Source organism: Aeromonas sp. 600774, from assembly GCF_049175075.1.
In the GTDB taxonomy this organism is placed as follows: domain Bacteria; phylum Pseudomonadota; class Gammaproteobacteria; order Enterobacterales; family Aeromonadaceae; genus Aeromonas; species Aeromonas veronii_A.
In genome coordinates, this window is record NZ_JAAKUJ010000007.1 from 32,372 (window position 1) to 50,088 (window position 17,717).

Annotated in this window: 18 protein-coding genes; 8 read left to right on the plus strand and 10 right to left on the minus strand. The window is 58.0% G+C overall.

Translation table 11 applies throughout. The annotated features are described in order from the left end of the window. Window positions 1–60: 60 nt before the first annotated feature. A complete protein-coding gene (locus G5171_RS09145) occupies window positions 61–843 on the minus strand; it encodes an ABC transporter substrate-binding protein (protein ID WP_005344726.1) in 783 nt (260 codons plus the stop codon). Window positions 844–1,229: 386 nt separating this feature from the next. On the opposite strand from G5171_RS09145, the gene G5171_RS09150 reads away from it, so the two are divergent. Beyond that, entirely contained in the window at window positions 1,230–1,868 is a 639-nt protein-coding gene (locus tag G5171_RS09150) for an ACP phosphodiesterase (RefSeq protein WP_421243942.1), read from the plus strand. 28 nt (window positions 1,869–1,896) lie between these two features. Here the strand turns inward: G5171_RS09150 and G5171_RS09155 are convergent, their stop codons facing one another. Both G5171_RS09155 and arsC read right to left on the minus strand, forming a co-directional pair. Continuing rightward, on the minus strand, window positions 1,897–2,280 hold the full coding sequence (locus G5171_RS09155; protein ID WP_107684428.1) for a DUF2069 domain-containing protein: 384 nt from the start codon (window positions 2,278–2,280) through the stop codon (window positions 1,897–1,899). Beyond that, complete coding sequence (arsC, locus tag G5171_RS09160) at window positions 2,277–2,627, minus strand: arsenate reductase (glutaredoxin) (protein WP_108612511.1); 351 nt, start codon at window positions 2,625–2,627, stop codon at window positions 2,277–2,279. Before arsC ends, G5171_RS09155 begins: the two co-directional genes overlap by 4 nt. Before the next feature lie 60 nt (window positions 2,628–2,687). On the opposite strand from arsC, the gene G5171_RS09165 reads away from it, so the two are divergent. Further along, window positions 2,688–3,170 (plus strand): TlpA family protein disulfide reductase, encoded by a 483-nt coding sequence (locus tag G5171_RS09165; RefSeq protein WP_216979022.1) that lies wholly within the window; start codon window positions 2,688–2,690, stop codon window positions 3,168–3,170. A gap of 92 nt (window positions 3,171–3,262) precedes the next feature. On the opposite strand, the gene G5171_RS09170 is transcribed toward G5171_RS09165, so the two are convergent. After that, entirely contained in the window at window positions 3,263–4,717 is a 1,455-nt protein-coding gene (locus G5171_RS09170) for a M48 family metalloprotease (RefSeq protein WP_367949397.1), read from the minus strand. A 121-nt stretch (window positions 4,718–4,838) separates the two neighbouring features. Here G5171_RS09170 and G5171_RS09175 point away from each other — a divergent pair, with 121 nt between their 5' ends. The 3 genes from G5171_RS09175 to G5171_RS09185 are packed head-to-tail and all read left to right on the plus strand — an operon-like array spanning window position 4,839 to window position 7,010. Next, window positions 4,839–5,072, plus strand: a complete 234-nt coding sequence (locus G5171_RS09175; protein ID WP_005344720.1) for a sulfurtransferase TusA family protein — start codon at window positions 4,839–4,841, stop codon at window positions 5,070–5,072. 25 nt (window positions 5,073–5,097) lie between these two features. Then, a complete protein-coding gene (locus G5171_RS09180; protein ID WP_164537068.1) occupies window positions 5,098–6,168 on the plus strand; it encodes an AI-2E family transporter in 1,071 nt (356 codons plus the stop codon). Window positions 6,169–6,203: 35 nt separating this feature from the next. Continuing rightward, window positions 6,204–7,010 carry a MipA/OmpV family protein gene (locus G5171_RS09185; protein ID WP_164537069.1) on the plus strand — a complete coding sequence of 269 codons (807 nt, stop codon included), beginning with the start codon at window positions 6,204–6,206 and terminating at the stop codon, window positions 7,008–7,010. An 85-nt stretch (window positions 7,011–7,095) separates the two neighbouring features. On the opposite strand, the gene G5171_RS09190 is transcribed toward G5171_RS09185, so the two are convergent. Next, window positions 7,096–7,896, minus strand: coding sequence for an alpha/beta fold hydrolase (locus tag G5171_RS09190; protein WP_216979024.1), 801 nt, complete (start codon window positions 7,894–7,896; stop codon window positions 7,096–7,098). A 185-nt stretch (window positions 7,897–8,081) separates the two neighbouring features. On the opposite strand from G5171_RS09190, the gene ppk2 reads away from it, so the two are divergent. Further along, window positions 8,082–8,897, plus strand: coding sequence for a polyphosphate kinase 2 (gene ppk2 / locus G5171_RS09195; protein ID WP_164537071.1), 816 nt, complete (start codon window positions 8,082–8,084; stop codon window positions 8,895–8,897). 100 nt (window positions 8,898–8,997) lie between these two features. Here ppk2 and G5171_RS09200 read toward each other — a convergent pair whose 3' ends face one another. The 5 genes from G5171_RS09200 to yejK all read right to left on the minus strand — a co-directional run bounded on the left by G5171_RS09200 (window position 8,998) and on the right by yejK (window position 15,460). Beyond that, entirely contained in the window at window positions 8,998–10,134 is a 1,137-nt protein-coding gene (locus G5171_RS09200; protein ID WP_164537072.1) for an ABC transporter ATP-binding protein, read from the minus strand. 68 nt (window positions 10,135–10,202) lie between these two features. Next, the gene (gene malG, locus G5171_RS09205) at window positions 10,203–11,093 is read right to left on the minus strand and encodes a maltose ABC transporter permease MalG (protein ID WP_041209357.1); all 891 of its coding nucleotides are present in this window, start codon (window positions 11,091–11,093) and stop codon (window positions 10,203–10,205) included. A 12-nt stretch (window positions 11,094–11,105) separates the two neighbouring features. Continuing rightward, a complete protein-coding gene (gene malF, locus G5171_RS09210) occupies window positions 11,106–12,758 on the minus strand; it encodes a maltose ABC transporter permease MalF (protein ID WP_005344704.1) in 1,653 nt (550 codons plus the stop codon). 75 nt (window positions 12,759–12,833) lie between these two features. Beyond that, a complete protein-coding gene (gene malE, locus G5171_RS09215) occupies window positions 12,834–14,015 on the minus strand; it encodes a maltose/maltodextrin ABC transporter substrate-binding protein MalE (protein ID WP_005344703.1) in 1,182 nt (393 codons plus the stop codon). Window positions 14,016–14,410: 395 nt separating this feature from the next. Further along, on the minus strand, window positions 14,411–15,460 hold the full coding sequence (gene yejK, locus G5171_RS09220; RefSeq protein ID WP_337073030.1) for a nucleoid-associated protein YejK: 1,050 nt from the start codon (window positions 15,458–15,460) through the stop codon (window positions 14,411–14,413). A 73-nt stretch (window positions 15,461–15,533) separates the two neighbouring features. Between yejK and G5171_RS09225 the strand changes: the two genes are divergently transcribed. Continuing rightward, window positions 15,534–15,761, plus strand: a complete 228-nt coding sequence (locus G5171_RS09225) for a YejL family protein (RefSeq protein ID WP_005344699.1) — start codon at window positions 15,534–15,536, stop codon at window positions 15,759–15,761. A gap of 48 nt (window positions 15,762–15,809) precedes the next feature. After that, entirely contained in the window at window positions 15,810–17,660 is a 1,851-nt protein-coding gene (locus G5171_RS09230; RefSeq protein WP_005344698.1) for a DUF3413 domain-containing protein, read from the plus strand. Window positions 17,661–17,717: the final 57 nt, after the last annotated feature.

Sequence of the window (17,717 nt, forward strand, 5' to 3'; positions counted from 1 at the left end):
TCTCCTTGCTCGGTTGTCGCTTGCCCAATGAAAAGAGAGGGAGCAAGCTCCCTCCCCCCGTCAACCACCATATATATCGTACTTGAAGTACTTCTGGTTGATCTGCTGATAGGTACCGTTGGCGCGCAGGGCCTTGATCGCCTCATCCAGCTTGCCCTTGAGCTCCTTATCGCTCTTGCGCACGGCGATCCCCATCCCATCCCCAAACCACTGGCGATCGGTCAGGGCGGGCCCCACATAGTCGAACTTGTCGCCCCCCTCTTTGCCAAGCAGCCCCTGCTCGATGGCCGAGGCATCGGCCAACAGGGCAAGTACCCGACCCGCTTTCAGATCGAGATAGGCCTCATCGGCATTGCCGTAACGGACTATGGTAACACTCGAGCCAAAATTGTCGGTCAGGTACTTGTCGTGGGTGGTGGCCCGCTGCACCCCGATGCGCTTGCCCGCCATGCCTTCCGGGGTCAACGTCAGCTCGGTCCCCTTGGCCGCCACAAAGCGATTGGGAATATGGGCATATTTCTCGGTGAAATCGACCTTCTGGCGCCGTTCGTCGGTGATCGACATAGCAGCGATGATGGCATCGTATTTGCGCGACAGCAGGGCCGGGATCATGCCATCCCAATCCTGCGCCACCAGCTCGCACTTGACCGCCATCTGCTGACACAGGGCGTTGGCAAGATCGATATCAAACCCCTTGATCTCACCCGACGCATCGGTCCAGGAGAAGGGCGGGTAGGCCCCCTCCACCCCGAAGCGCACGGTTTTCCACTCCTTGGCCATGGCGGGGGTGGCCAGCAGGCTGGCAACAAACAGGGCTGAGAGGGTCAGTCTGATCTTCATCATGAGTACTCCATTACATAAAAAGCGCACAGGCGCGGACAAGGCACCGCAGGCGAATGCATGCGATGACCAAAAGCGGCAAAATCTGGATGAGCGAGATCACGCCCGAGCGGGCGTCAGTGAACTGCTCCAGGGGGTCGATCTATTCGTCGAACCACTCGGAGAGGTAGAAAGGCTTGAAGTAGAAGGCCAGAAAAAAGCCTCTGGCTTTGCGCATCATGGTGGTTTGTCGCGTCCTGTGACAAAGATGGCATCACCTTAGCACGCCCGAATTTTGCCCGGCAAGAGGCAGCCGCCGGGCAGTAGCAAAATCCCGATCATGGCCAAGGCGGGCGGGATCCGTTAGGCTCGAAGCACCTTGCCATTCCATAACAGACCCACCGCTACCGATGAATTTTCTGGCCCATCTCCATCTGGCTGCCCACACCCGAAGCTCCCTCACCGGCAATCTGCTCGGCGATTTCGTCAAAGGCACGCTGCCCACGGGGCTTGCCACCCACTTTGATGAGGGGATCTGGCTGCACCGCAAAATTGACGCCTTCACCGATGGTCATCTCGAGCACAAGGCGGCCGTCGCCTGTTTCGAGGCCCCCTGGCGCCGCTTTGGCGGCATAGTGGTGGATATGATCTACGACCACTGGCTGAGCCAGCACTGGGGGCTGTTCAGCACCGAGCCCCTGCCCCGCTTCCTGCAACGCAGTTATGACCAGCTATTGGCGGATCACCCACGCCTGCCGGATGGACTGCCACGCCCCCTCAAGCGGATGGCCGAGCAGAACTGGATCGCCTCCTACCGCAACAGGGAGGGGCTGGGGCAAGCGCTGAATGGCATCGGTCGCCGCCTGCGCCGCCCGGTACCACTGGGAGAGGCGCTGCTGACCCTCGATGAATCGCAGTGGCAAACATGCGAGGCGGGGTTTCTGCGCTTCTATCCCCAGCTGATGGACTTTAGCCAGCAACAGCTGGCCCAATATCGGGCAGCGCAAAGGGGCACAGTGATCCCTCTGGATAGGCCTGCTTCCCCATAAAAAAACGCCCCTTGCGGGGCGTTTGTCATCAGTTGGCTTCGTCTTTCTTTTTGCGAATGCTGAGGCCAAGTTCCCGACCACGCAGTCGGGCGTAATAGATGGTGCCGACAAACGCGAGGGTGGTGAACAGCAGCTCCACCACCGCCAGCCACCGCTCCCCCTCATCTGTAGTGATCAGGGTAAGTGCGTGCAGGAAATAGGGCATCAACACGAAGTTGCCCCAGGCGTGGGTGTAGGGGTTGCCCTGCACTATCCCCTTGAGGGGGAAGAGCAGCGGCACCGTCCAGATCACCGGCAGCAGCCAGGGGTTGAGGTCAGGATGGGGTGACAGCCACAGATGCCAGAGGATGACCCAGCCCAGCAGGCCGAAGAAGCCGACCAGGGTCAGCCAACGTGCGAAGCGGGTGCTCACTTGAGGATCTCCAGCACCTGCTCCGGCGGGCGACCAATACGGGCCTGTCCATTCTTGATGACAATGGGGCGCTCGATCAGCTTGGGATGCTGGTGCATGGCACGAATAAGGGCGTCGCCGTTCACTTCACTGAGGCCCAGCTCCTTGTAGAGATCTTCCTTGGTGCGCATCAGCTGGCGCGGATCGCTAAAACCGAGCAGAGAGAGCAGGTTGCGGATCTCATCTTCGCTCGGGGCCTGCTCCAGATAGAGCACCACATCAGGGGCGATCCCGTGCTGTTCCAGCAGGGCCAGGGTTTCGCGACTCTTGGAGCAGCGCGGATTGTGGTAGATTTGGGTCTCGCTCATGGTAACTCCCTGATTAATCGCAAGATGGGACTAGAAACGGCGCTATTGTAGGGGAAAGTGATGGTCAGGGTAAGCGGCATTGGAAAGGAATTGAAACGAATTTGTTGGCTGATTGTGGCTGGCCTGCTGGGCGCCTGCACGCCCGCCCCCGAATTTACCGATGCAACAGGGCAGTCGGTCAGCCTGCGCCACTTTGCCGGCAAGCCGCTGCTGGTCAACTACTTCGCCCCCTGGTGCGCCCCCTGTCTGCGGGAGATGCCGCGCCTCAACGCGCTGGCGGAGGAAGGCGAGATCGCTGTGGTAGCGATCAACTACGACCCGACCACGCCGGCAGAGCTGGGGCAACTGGCAACCCGATATGAGATCAAGGTGCCGCTGCTGATTGCCAATGCGGAGGCCAGCCTCCCCTTCCCTCGTCCGGGCGCCCTGCCTACCAGCTATCTGCTCGATAGCGAGGGCAAGCTCAAGCAGACGCTGATCGGTGAACTGGACCCGTCGAACATCGAGATGCTCAAGGCGGCCGCCAGCAGCGTGAGTCACTAGCCCATCGCAGCTATCACTGTTACCCACACCGCCATAAACAACAAGGGCGCACCGTGGTGCGCCCTTGTTGGATTGGCCAATGCCAGCTGTCGTTAGCCCTTGAGGCTGTCGAGATCCTTCTTGGCGCGTTCCAGTTCGGTGATGCGCGCCTCCAGACGAGCCAGAGTCATCCGGTCGCTGGTGGTACCGCGCGCCACGATCAGTTCGTCGATGGCCGCCTGATAATCCCCGCGCAGCGAGAGCATCTCGGCCCGCGCCATATGCAGCTCGGTCATTCTGCCCGCCTTGCGATAGGCGTCGGAGAGCAGGTTCCAGGCCAGATTGTTCTCTTCATGCGCACGGGCATAGGGGTCGAGGATGGCGATGGACTTCTTGTAGTTGCCGCTCTCGAGGTAGGCGTTACCTAGGTTGACCACCACCACTTCGTTATCCGGCATCCGGCTGCGGAACTTCTCGAGGCGCGCGATGGCCTGGGCACTGCGTCCCTTGGCCAGATCGATGTCGGTCTGGGCATCGACGATAAAGAGATCTTCCGGATGACGGGCCGCCAGCTCTTGCATCAGAGTATCAGCTTCGTCGGTGCGCTTGAGCTGGATCAGCGCCAGCGCCTTGCCATAGATGGCGGCATCCTTGAGCGGGTAATCCCCCTTCTGGATCCGGGTATCGAAGTAGCTCAGCAGCCCCTGCGGGGTATCGGTACCAAAACGGACCTGAATACGTACCTTGGCCAGCCAGAAGTCGAGGCTGGGCGGCAAGTCGCGGCGGCCATAGCTGCCCGCCCGAGCGCGTGCCTCGCTGATCCGGGTCTCCGGCAGCGGGTGAGTGAGCAGCATTTCCGGCGGCTTGCTGGCGTAACGGTACTCGGCAGCCAGTTTCTGGAAGAAATTGGCCATCCCCATGGGATCGAAACCGGCATCATAGAGCGTCTTCATGCCGATGCGATCCGCTTCATATTCGTTGTCACGGGTGTAGTTGATGGCGGACTGCATGGAGAGGCCCAGCGTGGTCTGCAGCGCGGCGATACCGGCGGTCGGGTTGATCACCGCCAGCGCGATGGAGCCCACCAGACCGGCCAGGGTCACTGCCGAGCTACTCGCCTGCGCCTCCATGTAACGGGCGATATGGCGCTGGGTCACGTGAGTGATTTCGTGGGCCAGTACCGAGGCCAGCTCGCTCTCGCTGTCGGCGTAGAGGAATAGACCAGTGTGCACCTTGACTCGCCCGCCGAGGAAGGCGGCCGCGTTGATGCTGGGATCATTGATGAGGAAGAAGGTAAACGGGAAACGCACCCCATCGGCGTTGGTCAGCAGTCGCTGGCCCAGATCGTCGATGTACTGGCTCAGCACCGGATCATCGATGATCGGCAAGCCGGCACGGGCAAAACGCATAAAGGCGTTGCCGTAACGCACTTCCTGCTCGATGGGCAGGGCCGCCACCCCGGCCGTGCCGATGTCGGGAAGCTGATTGTTGGCCTCGGCATGAAACGTGGCGCCCATCAGGGAAGCCAACAGGGGAAGCGATGCCATCAGGGGGGAAAAGCGTGCCACGTTATCTCTATCTCCATCAGAAAGGGCCTCGGCAGAATACCCTTGCCCATCAAGGGCTACAAGCGTTGTTTCACGCCCTTATCACGGCCATAATAGCGGCCACCTGCCTGATGGAGTCCCCATGGAAGTTCTCGACCTGACCCCCTGGCGTTGCCCCGAGCCGCTGATCCGGCTCAAGCTCTGGTTAAGGAAGGCCCAAAGCGGTCAAACCGTCACCATCCGGCTGGCCGATGCGGGCTCTCGGCAGGATATTCCAGCCTATCTGCACCGTCAGGGCCACCATGTCGAGATGCAGCAAGAAGCGGACAATACCCTCTCTTTGCAGTTGGTTGTCGGGGCGAAACAACCATCTTGAGCCCCAGTGATGTAAGGATGCCGTCATGTTAGAAGTATTGAAGCGCTGGTATCAGACCCGTTTTTCCGATCCCGATGCCGTTACCCTTTTCCTGTTGCTGGTGTTCTGCTTCACCATCATCTGGCTGTTTGGCGATCTGCTGGCCCCCCTGCTGGTGGCGCTGGTAATGGCCTATCTGCTGGAGTGGCCGGTCGCCCGGCTGCAAAAAGCGGGGCTGTCGCGCACCCTGGCCACCAGCGTCATTCTGATCCTCTTTATTGCGGTAGCAGTCGCCTCCTTGCTGGGTCTTATCCCGACGCTGGTGAGCCAAGGGATCAATCTGGCCAAAGAGGCGCCGGCCATGCTGACCCACGCTCAGGATTATGTGCGCACCCTGCCTGACAAATACCCCGAGCTCATCGACGTCAGTCTGGTGGAGACCGTCATCGACAATATTCGCCAGCGCATCCTCAGTGGCGGCGAGCATCTGGTAAGCGCCTCCCTCAGTTCACTGGTCAACGTGGTCGCCATCATGATTTACCTCATTCTGGTGCCGCTGATGGTCTTCTTTATGCTCAAGGACAAGCGGGTCTTGATGGGCAGCCTGCGCCGCTTCCTGCCGCGCAACCGCACCTTGGTCAACCGGGTGTGGGTCGAGATGAACAACCAGATCATCAACTACATCCGTGGCAAGGTGATCGAGATCCTGATCGTCGGCATCGCCACCTATGTCCCCTTCGCCCTGATGGGGCTGCGCTACTCGGTGCTGCTGGCGGTCGCGGTCGGCTTCTCGGTGCTGATCCCCTATATCGGCGCCGCCGTGGTGACCGTACCGGTAGCCATGGTCGCCCTATTCCAGTGGGGGCTCACCCCGGAGTTTGCCTGGCTGATGGTGGCCTATCTGGTCATTCAGGCTCTTGATGGCAACCTGCTGGTGCCGGTGCTTTTCTCGGAAGCGGTCAACCTCCATCCGGTGGCCATCATCATCGCCGTGCTGGTCTTCGGCGGCTTGTGGGGATTCTGGGGAGTCTTCTTCGCCATTCCCCTCGCCACCCTGGTCAAGGCGGTGATCAATGCCTGGCCAAAACGTGAAGATATGCCCAGTGCCGCAAAATAACTGGCTTCCCCTGCAATCGTGACAACGGAGTGTCCATGACCTTTTTTCGTCAAATCAGAGCGGCAGGGCTAACGGCCCTGCTCCTCGCTGCCGCCATGCCAGCGCGTGCCGATATCGATCTTGGCGCCATGGATCTGCTCACCAGCGACAGCCCTACCAGCCCGGTGCCACAGGGCTTTGTCGCCGGTGCGGCGCTCATCGGGGGACAGGCCCGTTATGAAGCGCAGGACAACGCCCTCTACGCCATCCCGGGCTTTATCTACTTCGGCGACGACTTTATGTTTCTGGGAGATCGGGCCCGCTATTACTTCCACAAGGATGAGAACGTGGCCCTCTACGGCTATGGCCGGGTCCGTTTTGGCAATCTGGATCCCGAGGATTCGCTCGCTTTCAGTGGTATGGAGCAGCGAAAATGGCAGCTGGAAGGCGGGATCGGTGGCAACATCATCACCCCCTACGCCCTGCTGACCGTGCGTGCTAACAGCGATGTCACCGGCCGCAGCAAGGGACAGGAGCTGCTGCTGTGGGCCGATTTCCCCATCCTGCGTGACAACCTGCTGATCATGCCGGGGATGGGGCTGATGCTGCGCAGCGACAAGATGGCCAACTACTACTTCGGCGGCATCTCCGAGAGCGAGGCCACCGCCCAGCGGCCCGCTTGGGATACCGGTACCACCCTCTCCCCGATGGCGGCCCTCATCACCAGCTACCGCTTCAGCCCCAACTGGATTGGCATGTTTGCCATGAACTACGAATGGTATGATCGGGACATCAAAAACAGCCCCATCGTCCAGCACGATGGCGAACTATACGCAGGATTTGCCCTCGGCTATATCTGGTAACGCTGAGGAGTTGTGAAACAAGACCAAACAAAAGGGAGCCCTCGGCTCCCTTTTTCACAACCATCGTCAGGCTGCCAATTCAGACTTATAGCGCAGCCAGAAATTCGCTCAGTTGCTGATTAACGAAGGCCGGATTTTCCAGCGACGAGATGTGGCCAGCCGCCGGGATCTCCTTGAACGGGCAACCCAGCACCTCGGCCATCAGATAGCCCTCCAGCACTGGACGGGCTTTATCTTCGCAGCCGGTCATCACCAGCGCGGGAGTGGTGATCTCCTCCAGCCACTCGATGCGATCTTCGCGGGTCACAAAGCTGCGGCCCACCGCCACCATGGCGGCAATCTTATCCTTTGGCCAGGTTTCAAGGCGCGCCTTGAAACCGCTCATCAGCGCTTCATCGGGCTGATTGGCAAAAAAGAGCGGCGCCACCTGTTCGACGATGGGCGCCGGAATGGTGCCGAGCTGCTCGATCATCGCCAGCATGTCGAGGTAACGCTCGCAGGTGATCTGCGGCTCGAGGCCAACGAAGCTGTCCATCAGCACCAGCCCCTTAAGGCGGTTTGGCACCATGCGCGCCAGCTCCACACCCCACATGCCACCGATGGAGAGACCCACCAGCACGAACTCATCGACTCCGAGGGCATCGAGCAGCGCCAGGTGATCCCGCGCCAGCGTCGCCAGCGTGCAGGCACCTTCGGGGAGCAGATCAGAATCACCGTGGCCCCACAGCTCGGGAACGATGCAGCGATAGCTGCCCTTGAGCGCCTCGATTTGCGGCGCCCACATGGCGCTGTCCCACAGATAGCTGTGACCAAACAGCAGTACCGGCCCTTGCCCTTCATCCAGATAGGCCATCCGGCGACCCGCTATCTCCATAAATTGCTTCATGTTCTCTCCTGTTGCCAACTTCTGATGATTAGACGGCAGTGCAAATCACCATAGCCATAAATGGCTTCATGTTGGCTTCTGTTGCCAACTAACGGGGCGGCAGTGTAACACGTCCTACTTGGCAGTCGACTCTCCCTGGTGCAAGCTGAAGTGACGGCAAGAAGGGACTCAAAAAGGAGAAGAAGATGCCGAAGGACAAGAGCAAGAAGCAGCCACGTCTGGACAAGAAATGCTATGAGCACCACCTTGCCCATCTGCAGGAGGAGCTGGTCAAGCTCCAGGAGTGGGTCAAACAGGAGGGGTTGAAGGTAGTGGTACTGTTCGAGGGACGGGACGCAGCTGGCAAGGGGGGCGTCATCAAGGCGATCACCGAGCCCCTCAATCCCCGGGTCTGCCGGGTTACAGCGCTGCCCGCCCCCTCCGATCGTGAGCGCTCCCAATGGTACTTTCAGCGTTATGTGGCCCACCTGCCCGCCGCTGGCGAGATGGTGCTGTTTGACCGCTCCTGGTACAACCGGGCCGGGGTCGAGCGGGTGATGAGCTTTTGTAGCGACGCCGAGTATCGCGAGTTTCTGCGCGCCTGCCCCGAGTTTGAGCGAATGCTGATCCGCTCCGGCATCACACTGATCAAATACTGGTTCTCGGTCTCCGATGAGGAGCAGGAGAAGCGCTTCAAGGAGCGGATCAACACCCCCATCAAGCGCTGGAAGTTCAGCCCGATGGATTTGCAGTCCCGCTCGCGCTGGGTGGAGTACTCACGCGCCAAGGATGACATGTTCACCTACACCGACACCGAGGATTGCCCCTGGTTCGTGGTAGAAGCGGACGACAAGCGCCGTGCCCGCCTCAACTGCATCGCCCACCTGCTGGGCAAGGTGCCCTATGAGGTGATCCACTATGAGCCCATCAGCCTCCCCCCCATCAAGACCGAAGGGTATGAGCGCCCGCCCCTGACCAGCCAGCACTTCGTACCGGATATCACTGCCGACCTCGAGACCTGACAGACACTCGCCATTTGCGGCGAGCAGATAATAAAAAGCCGGTCTGACGACCGGCAAAAAGGCATTGATTATTAAGAAAGGAAAACCGGCACAACAAAAATCAGGTACGGATATATTTGGCCGTGCGCGGGAACGCCTGCTCCTTGGCATCGAACAGGTAGCAGGCTTCCGCCGGAATACCCACACTATAGGTCTGACCGGTCGCCACATCCACATCCGAGGTTGTCTTGACGGTGAAGTCGTGGCCATCCACATCCATATAGACGAAAGACTCGGCCCCCAGATGCTCGGCCACCTGCACCAGACCGCTCAGCTTGCTGTCGGCATGAGCATGGCTCAGCGGTACCAGATGCTCGGGACGTATACCCAGCTCCACCTTGTCACCGACCGCGCCACTGCGGGCATCGACCCGGGCACGCACGGTATCGCCAGAGGTCAGCTTAACCACGCACTCCTGCTCGCCAATTTCTAGCAACTCGCCTGCCAGGAAGTTCATCTTGGGAGAGCCGATAAAGCCCGCCACGAACTTGTTGTCCGGGTTATGGTAAAGATCCAGCGGTGAACCAAACTGCTCCAGGTTACTGGCCGCATCAGCCTTGAGTGGGCTTAGCACCACAATCTTGTCTGCCAGGGTCATCGCTTCCACCTGATCGTGGGTCACGTAGATGATGGTGGAGTTGAGCTCTTTGTGCAGCTTGGCAATCTCGATCCGCATCTTGACCCGCAGCGCGGCATCCAGGTTGGAGAGCGGCTCGTCAAACAGGAACACCTGCGGCTGCTGCACAATGGAGCGACCGATGGCAACCCGCTGACGCTGACCACCGGAGAGCGCCTTGGGCTTTCTGTCCAGCAGCGGCTCAAGACCCAGGATCTCGGCGGCGCGCATCACCCGCTTGTGGATGTTCTCCTTGTCCATCTTCTTGAGCTTCAGACCGAAGGCCATGTTCTCGTAGATGTTCATGTGGGGATAGAGGGCGTAGGACTGGAATACCATGCCCACGTTACGCTCGACTGGCGGCACGTCATTCATATAGCGACCGCCGATGGTCAACTCACCACTGGTGATGTCCTCGAGACCCGCGATCATCCGTAGCAGGGTGGATTTACCACAGCCGGACGGGCCGACGAAGACAATGAATTCGCCCTCCTTGATGGAGAGGTTGATGTTGCGCAGGGTGTCCTTGTGAACAGCCGGATCGTAATTTTTGCGAACGTTGTTGAGTACTACTTCAGCCATGACGAGCTCCGCTCTTGAATCTTTGCAAATCGTGATAGCGGGGGGAGTCAGCTCCCCCGGCCATAAACTTAACCTTTCACACCACCGGCAGTCAGACCGCCAACCAGCCAGCGTTGTGCCAACAGGAACACCACTGTGATGGGGAAACCGGAGAGCACTGCGGCCGCCGCGAAATCACCCCACAGGTAGTTCTGTGGATAGAGGTACTGCTGGGCCCCGACCGCCAGGGTCAGATTGTTCACATCCTGCAACAGGATGGAGGCCATGGGCACCTCGGTAATGGAACCGATAAAGGCCAGAATAAACACTACCGCCAAGATGGGTACCGACAGGGGCAACAGGATCAGACGGAATGCCTGCCACGGGGTCGCACCGTCGATGGCCGCCGCCTCCTCCAGGGAGGAGTCGATGGTCTCGAAGTAGCCCTTGATGGTCCAGACGTGGAGGGCAATACCGCCCATGTACGCCAGGATCAGGCCACCGTGGGTGTTGAGACCGAGCCAGGGGATATAGTCACCAATCTTGTTAAAGAGCGCGTAGATAGCCACCAGCGCCAGTACCGCCGGGAACATCTGGAAAATCAGCATGCCCTGCAGGATGGTGGACTTGCCACGAAAACGCAGGCGGGCAAAGGCGTAGGCACAGGTGGTGGAGAGCGTCACGATCATCAGGGCAGTGATGCCGGCGATCTTGATGGAGTTCCACAACCAGGTCAGCACCGGGAACGGCGGCGGCGTGATGCTGCCGTCGGCGTTGGTGATGGAGATGCCAAGTGCCAGCTTCCAGTGATCCAGCGTCGGATTGGAGGGGATGATCTCCCCTACGGCGAAGTTACCGTTACGGAACGAGATGGCGATAACCATGATCAACGGGAAGATGATCAACGCCAGGAAGCCCCACATGACCAGGTGGGTTGCCCACACCCGGTATTTGACTGATTTGGGTTGTACGATTGCCATGTTGAAGCCTCCTTACAGCTGCTTGTCGGCTTTGGACAATTTCAGGTTGAGCAGCGCCAGCGCACCTACGATGAGGAAGATGGCTGTGGCGATGGCACTGGCCAGACCGTAGTCCTGACCACCCGATCCCTGGAACGCAATCCGGTAGGTATAACTCACCAGCAAGTCGGTGGTACCGGCCGGGGTGCTGGCGCCGATGATGTCGGGCGCACCGTTGGTCAACAACTGGATAAGCACGAAGTTGTTGAAGTTGAAGGCGAACGAGGCAATCAACAGCGGTGTCAGCGGCTTCATCAACAGCGGCACGGTGATCTTGAAGAAGTTCTGCACCGGGCCGGCACCGTCCATGGCGGACGCTTCATAGAGATCTTCCGGAATGGCTTTGAGCAGGCCCATGCAGAGGATCATCATGTAGGGGTAGCCGAGCCAGGTATTGACAATCAGGATCATCACTTTGGCCAGGAAGGGGTTGGTATACCAGTCCGGCTTGATGCCAAACGCCGCTTCCAGGAACATGTTGATCTCACCGAAGTTCTGGTTGAACAACCCCTTGAACACCAGGATGGAGATAAACGCCGGGATCGCGTAGGGCAGGATCAGCATGACCCGATAGAAGCCGCGTCCCTTGAGAGATTCCCACTGCACCAGGCAGGCCAGCACCATGCCGATAGCCAGGGTGAACGCCACGGAACAGGCAGAGAAGATCACGGTCCAGACGAAGATCTGCAGGAACGGCGCCTGAATACCCGGGTCCGTCACGATGCGGGCGAAGTTTTTCCACCCCACGCTCACCACAAAGCCCGGAGCCACGCTTTTGCCGACAAACTGTCCCTGTTCATCGATGTACTGATAGAAACCGGTCTCGCCATTGGGCAGCATCAGCTCACCGCTCTGGTTGTCACGCAGCAAGTTGCTGTCCTTGATCACCACGCCGGACTTGAGCACGGCGCCATCCGTCAGACGGCTGTACTGTTGCTTCTGGGCGGCAAACTTGCGCAGGCTGCTCAGGGTCAGATGAGTGGTACCATCAGGCAGCACCAGATCGAGCGCGCTCAGATGGGTGCGATGGTCAACGATGGCGCGGATCGGTGCCGCTTTACCGGTGACGTCGCCGGTAACGGGCTCGAGCCGGACTTCCTGGGCAAGGTTCTGAACCCTACCCTCACGCACTGCCAACTCGCGAGCCTTGTTGTTCATCAGAGCCAGCGGTTGACTGAGATAGGATTGCTGCTCCTGTGTCAGCAGCAGTTGGAACTGGCCGTTGTCGCCACCCAGCAGGGTAAAATCGAATTCACCGCCCGCCACCTTGTAGGTTTTCTTCAGATGGTAGTCCCGCGCCTGCTCAATGGAGAGCAAGTTGGATCCCGAATAGTTGGTGAAGGCAATGCCAATGGTGTAGGCAAGAGGGAAGATGATAAATACAACCATGCCCGCGACACCCGGAAAGATGTAGCGATGGGCATAGGTCTTCTTGTTCATGAAGACATACAGACCGACGGATACCACCACCAGATCCAGCAGCGCGAATACCCACTCGCCACTGGCGTACATCATCACGGCTGCATAGCCGTTGAGGATGGCGACCAGGGCCGCGATGGTCCACTTAAGCCAGGTGTGCTTATCCTTCGGACCGGCATAGGACTCAACAGAAGGTACTACTTCCATGCCAATTAACCTTTATAACGCCAAGAGAGATTTGAGAGAGTGGGAGGCCATTGCGGCCTCCCGGGTGGTGCAAGCTTACTGAACGATACGCTTGGCAGCGGTATCCAGTGCTTCATCAACACTTTGACGACCGGAGGTCACGTTCTTGAGGGCTGTTTCGAAGGAGGACCAGAAACGGCTCATCTCGGGAACGGACGGCATCGGCTCGCCAGCCTGGGCGTTCAGCATGGTGGCCTTGATGTGCGGATCGGATTCCAGGGTCTTCTGGAAGGATTTCAGCGCGACTGCACCCAGCGGCTTGTCGGCGTTAACCGGCGCCAGACCGGCATCGGTCAACAGGTAGTTTTCCAGGAACTCGATGGCCAGATCCTTGTTCGGGCTGGCGGCGTTGATGGTGGCACCCAGTACGCCAACGAAGGCTTTAGCCGGTTTGCCATTCAAGGTCGGCAGCGGTGCTACACCGTACTTGATGCCGCTCTTGTCCAGGTTGCTCCAGGCCCAGGGACCGTTGATCATCATGGCCACTTCGCCCTTATTGAACTTGGCGTCCATCACACCGTAGTCGATGCCTTTTTCCAGGTGACCGGACTTGATCATCTCGGAGATGTAACCCACGCCCATCTTGGCGCCCGCATTGTTCACGCCGGTATCTTTAACGTCATAACCGGTAGCGGTTTTCTTGAAGGCGTAACCACCGTTGGCAGCCACCAGCGGGTAGCTGAAGTACGGGGTGTCATAAGCCCACATGATGGCGCGCTTGCCGTTTTTCTTCAGAGTCTCGTCAATCTTGGCGATCTCTTCGAAAGTTTTCGGCGGCTCGGGCAGAAGGTCTTTGTTATAGATCAGGCTGACCGCTTCCATGGCAACCGGGTAACCATAGGTTTTGCCATCAACAGTCATGGCATCCCATGCCAGCTGTTCAAATTTGCCTTTGGTGGCAGCGTTCGGGGTCACGGGGACCAGCAAACCGGCTTTGACCCACTCACCGTAACGGTCGTGAGCCCAGAAGAAGATGTCCGGGCCGTTGCCAGTGGCTGCGGCTTGCTGGAATTTCACTTCAACCTGATCCGGGTGAGCCACAGTAACCTTGATGCCGGTTTCTGCTTCAAACTTCTTACCCACTTCAGCCAGACCGTTGTATCCCTTGTCACCGTTGATCCAGATGGTCAGCTGGCCTTCATCGATGGCAGCAGTAGCAGAGCAAGCGACGCCAAGAGTGGCCAGACCGATCAGGGATGACAGCAATTTCTTTTTCATGAGCCTTTCCTTGTATTAGTTCCGCGCTGTAAGAGCATTGTGTGCGAGATGAATATTATCCCAAGCGGCAAACGGCTCACATGACGCAACTCGCATTTTTGAAATGCAATTACGTATTTCCTTCCAGAAAGTTTTGAAAACATTTTCTTATTTCAGGGGGTTAGCGCCATTTATTGGCATATTTCTCGCCAATGCAAGAAATTAAATTACCAAATAGAAATAAAAAAACACGATTGAAAGGGTTTTCACCTCATTGAAAACCCTTTCACATGGATAATTCTGTTTAATTTGTTAACAAAGCACCGAGTTGGTTTCGCTGCCCCCTGCCCCATTAAATAAAAAGACACCGCAGCGAACTGCGGTGTCTTTTTGCCAAAAATGAAGGCCGGATCACATTATGACTGGCGCAGCAGCTGATCCTTGAGATTTGGCGGCACCCCCTTGATGGTCAGGGTATCGGTCTGCGGGTCATAAAACACCCTGCAGTTCAACAGTTTCTGCTCGAAGCTCAGGGTCAGGCCGCCCCCGGAGCCGACAAACTTGGTCAAGCCGCGCAGGGTGGAACGGTCAGCCGGGAAACGCTCTTCCAGCTCATACTCCTGACCGATAAAGCTGTAAAAATCGAGATCGCCATCGCCGGGCAATTCTGCTGACAGCTCCTTGATCTCGATCTCTTCACCGGCACTCGCCTGTTCGGAGCAATATTTGAAGACCTGCTTTTTATAGTCATTGCGCTCGGTCGGTTCGAGCTGGCGACTGTCGCAATAATCTTCTACCGCCTGCAGCAAGCCTTTATTCTGCACCTTGGCATCCATCCCCTCACGGGCCCCCAGCAGATCCATAAAGAAATCGCCCAGTTTGCGACCGATACGTCCCTTGCTGAAGGTGATATAGCGGCGCGAATCCGGTTGGGTTTTCCATTCGGTCAAATCGATACGAGCCACCAGATTGAGTTTGCCGATATCGAGATACTGGATATGACGCAACTCCAGCGCTTCGCTGACGGTGACGCTCTCCTTGCCTTCCAGCAGAGCGATCATCAGGTAGTCAACCCCCACGTAGTTGTACTTGGCAAACAGCAGTACCCCCTGCTCGTCAAGGGCGTGCTCCACCAGTTGCCTGACCAGCAGCTGGGTCATCTCCACCGAGAAGGGGACGAATTCGAGCTGCTCGTCGAGCAGTTTTTCCAGCGCAATGCGAAACAGGGGAGAAGGCTGTTTGGGAGCCTCTTCACCGTCAGCCAGCTCGGCGACGGCGGCCTCGGGGTCTGCAAAAAAGCCAAAGCCCTTGCCCCCCTTGCCATTGTAAATGCGGTGCAGCTCCGCCATCAGCCCCTGTACTGCCTCGTCAGCAGGCAGAAGCTGGCTGCGGGTGTCGGCGTGAGGTTGACCATCGCCGCCCTGGCGCAGGGAGTGAAGAATGATCTTGTCGATATCGAGACTCATGTCACAAAGCCATAGTGTTAGCCGAAAGGGTGAAGTATTATAAGGCGCTTTGAACCGAGATGAACTGAAGATTATGCCCATCGTATCAAAGTACAATAACGAGCAGTTTGACGCCCTGATGAACGACCTGATCACCGCCCTGGAAAAGCATAAAGCGCCGGTGGATCTCAGTCTGATGGTGCTCGGCAACCTGACCACCAATATCATCAATGGTATGGCTCCGGCACAACGCCAGGCCATCACAGAAAAGTTTGTCCAGGCCCTGACCGCATCGGTCGATAACCGCCATGACACACACTGAGTCCTGCGACTCTGTTGATTTGACGTTTCTCAACGCAGATGGATCACTATGGTCGAAACCGGTAACCCCTATCGTGATAATGTCTCTCGCCTGATCACCTGGGGGCATTGGTTCTCCTTCTTCAACATCATTCTGGCCATGCTGATTGCCACCCGCTATCTGGGTGCCATCAACTGGCCGTCGACCACGCTTGGCGTGGTCTATCTCGTTGTAAGCTGGATTGGCCACTTCTCTTTTTTAAGTTTTGTCACTTACCTGTTGACGATCTTCCCACTCAGCTTCCTGCTGCCCAAAGAGAAACCGCTGCGTTTCATCTCCGCCATTGTGGCGACACTGGCACTGGTGCTGCTGCTGATCGACACCCAGGTGTTCCGGCTATTCAAGTTCCACCTCAATGCCCAGGTGTGGCAATTGCTGCTGGATCAAGCCCAGACCGAAGAGGGCTCGATCTGGAGCATTATCTTTATTGCCGTCCCCACCATCTTCCTGCTGCAGCTGCTGCTGTCGGCCTATGTCTGGCGCAAGATCAACAAGCGCAAACGCCGTCAGTACGGCAATCAGGTGGGGCTGGCCTTGCTGATCTGCTTTATCCTGACCCACGTGGTCAACAGCTGGGCGGATGCCACTCTCTATCAGCCCATCACCATGCAGCGCGCCAACTTCCCGCTCTCCTACCCCATGACGGCCCGTTCCTTCCTGGCCAAACATGGCTGGCTGGATCTGGATCAGTACGAGAAGCAGGCGGCCTCCCAGCGAGATGAAGGCGACAGCAGGATGCACTACCCACTGCGCCCGCTCAATGTCAATGCCCCCCAGACCCACAGCAATCTACTGATTGTGGTGGTCGACTCCCTGCGCTTTGACATGCTCAACAACATCAACATGCCCAATCTGCAGCGCTATGCGGATCAGCATCTGACGTTCCGCAATCACCTCAGTGCCGGAAACGACGACTTGATGGGCATGTTCGGCCTCTTTTACGGCCTGCCCGGCCACTACTACAAAGAGATCAGCAGCGACAAGCGTCCACCGGTGCTGTTTGACGAGATGTTGCGCCAGGATTACCAGTTCGGGCTGTTCGGTGCGATGGAAGATGCCCAGAAGTATCGCAAGAGCATCCTCTCCGGTCTGCGTAAACAGGTGTTTGTCTCCGAACAGGTCGATGATGGCAAGCTGCTGATCGACTGGCAGCAGTGGCTGGAGAAGCGCACCCCGGAGCGCCCCTGGTTCTCGCTGGTCTACCTCTCCAGCCCGGGCGACTATCAACTTCCCGCGACCATGAAGGGGCCGTTCCAGCCTGAGCTGACCAACTTCAACCCGGCCACCGCCTATCGGCCGGAAAACCTGCAGAAACTGGAGAATCGCTACAAAAACTCGGTCTTCTATACCGATCAGTTGCTGGAAGATATGTTGACCAAGCTGCAACAGCAGGGGATGGACAGCAATACTGTGGTGGTGATCACCTCCAATCATGGCCAGGAGTTCAACGATACCCATAGCAACAGCTGGGGCGCTGGCAACAACTACTCCCTTTATCAGGTTCAGGTGCCGATGGTAATTGCCTGGCCGGGACGTGGCAGCCAGGTCGTGGAGCGACCGAGCAGCCATCTCGATCTGGCCCCGACCCTGATGCAGAGCCTGCTGGGCGTGCGCAACCCGCCACGGGACTACAGTGTGGGGCGCTCTCTGTTCGACACCAGCCCGCGTAACTGGCTACTGGCCGGGGATCAGAACGACTTCGCTATTTATGAAGGCGACACCATCACCCACTTCAACAAACAGGGTGACTTCGAACTGCTGGAGCGCAACAGCTATCGTCCGATCAAACATGGCACTCCCGATATGGGCGCTATGATCCAGGTGATGAACGAGCTGAACCGATTCTATCGCAATCATTGACCTTGGCACTGATGGTTTTGTCCCAGTAAAACGCCCCGAATCCGGGGCGTTTTTTTA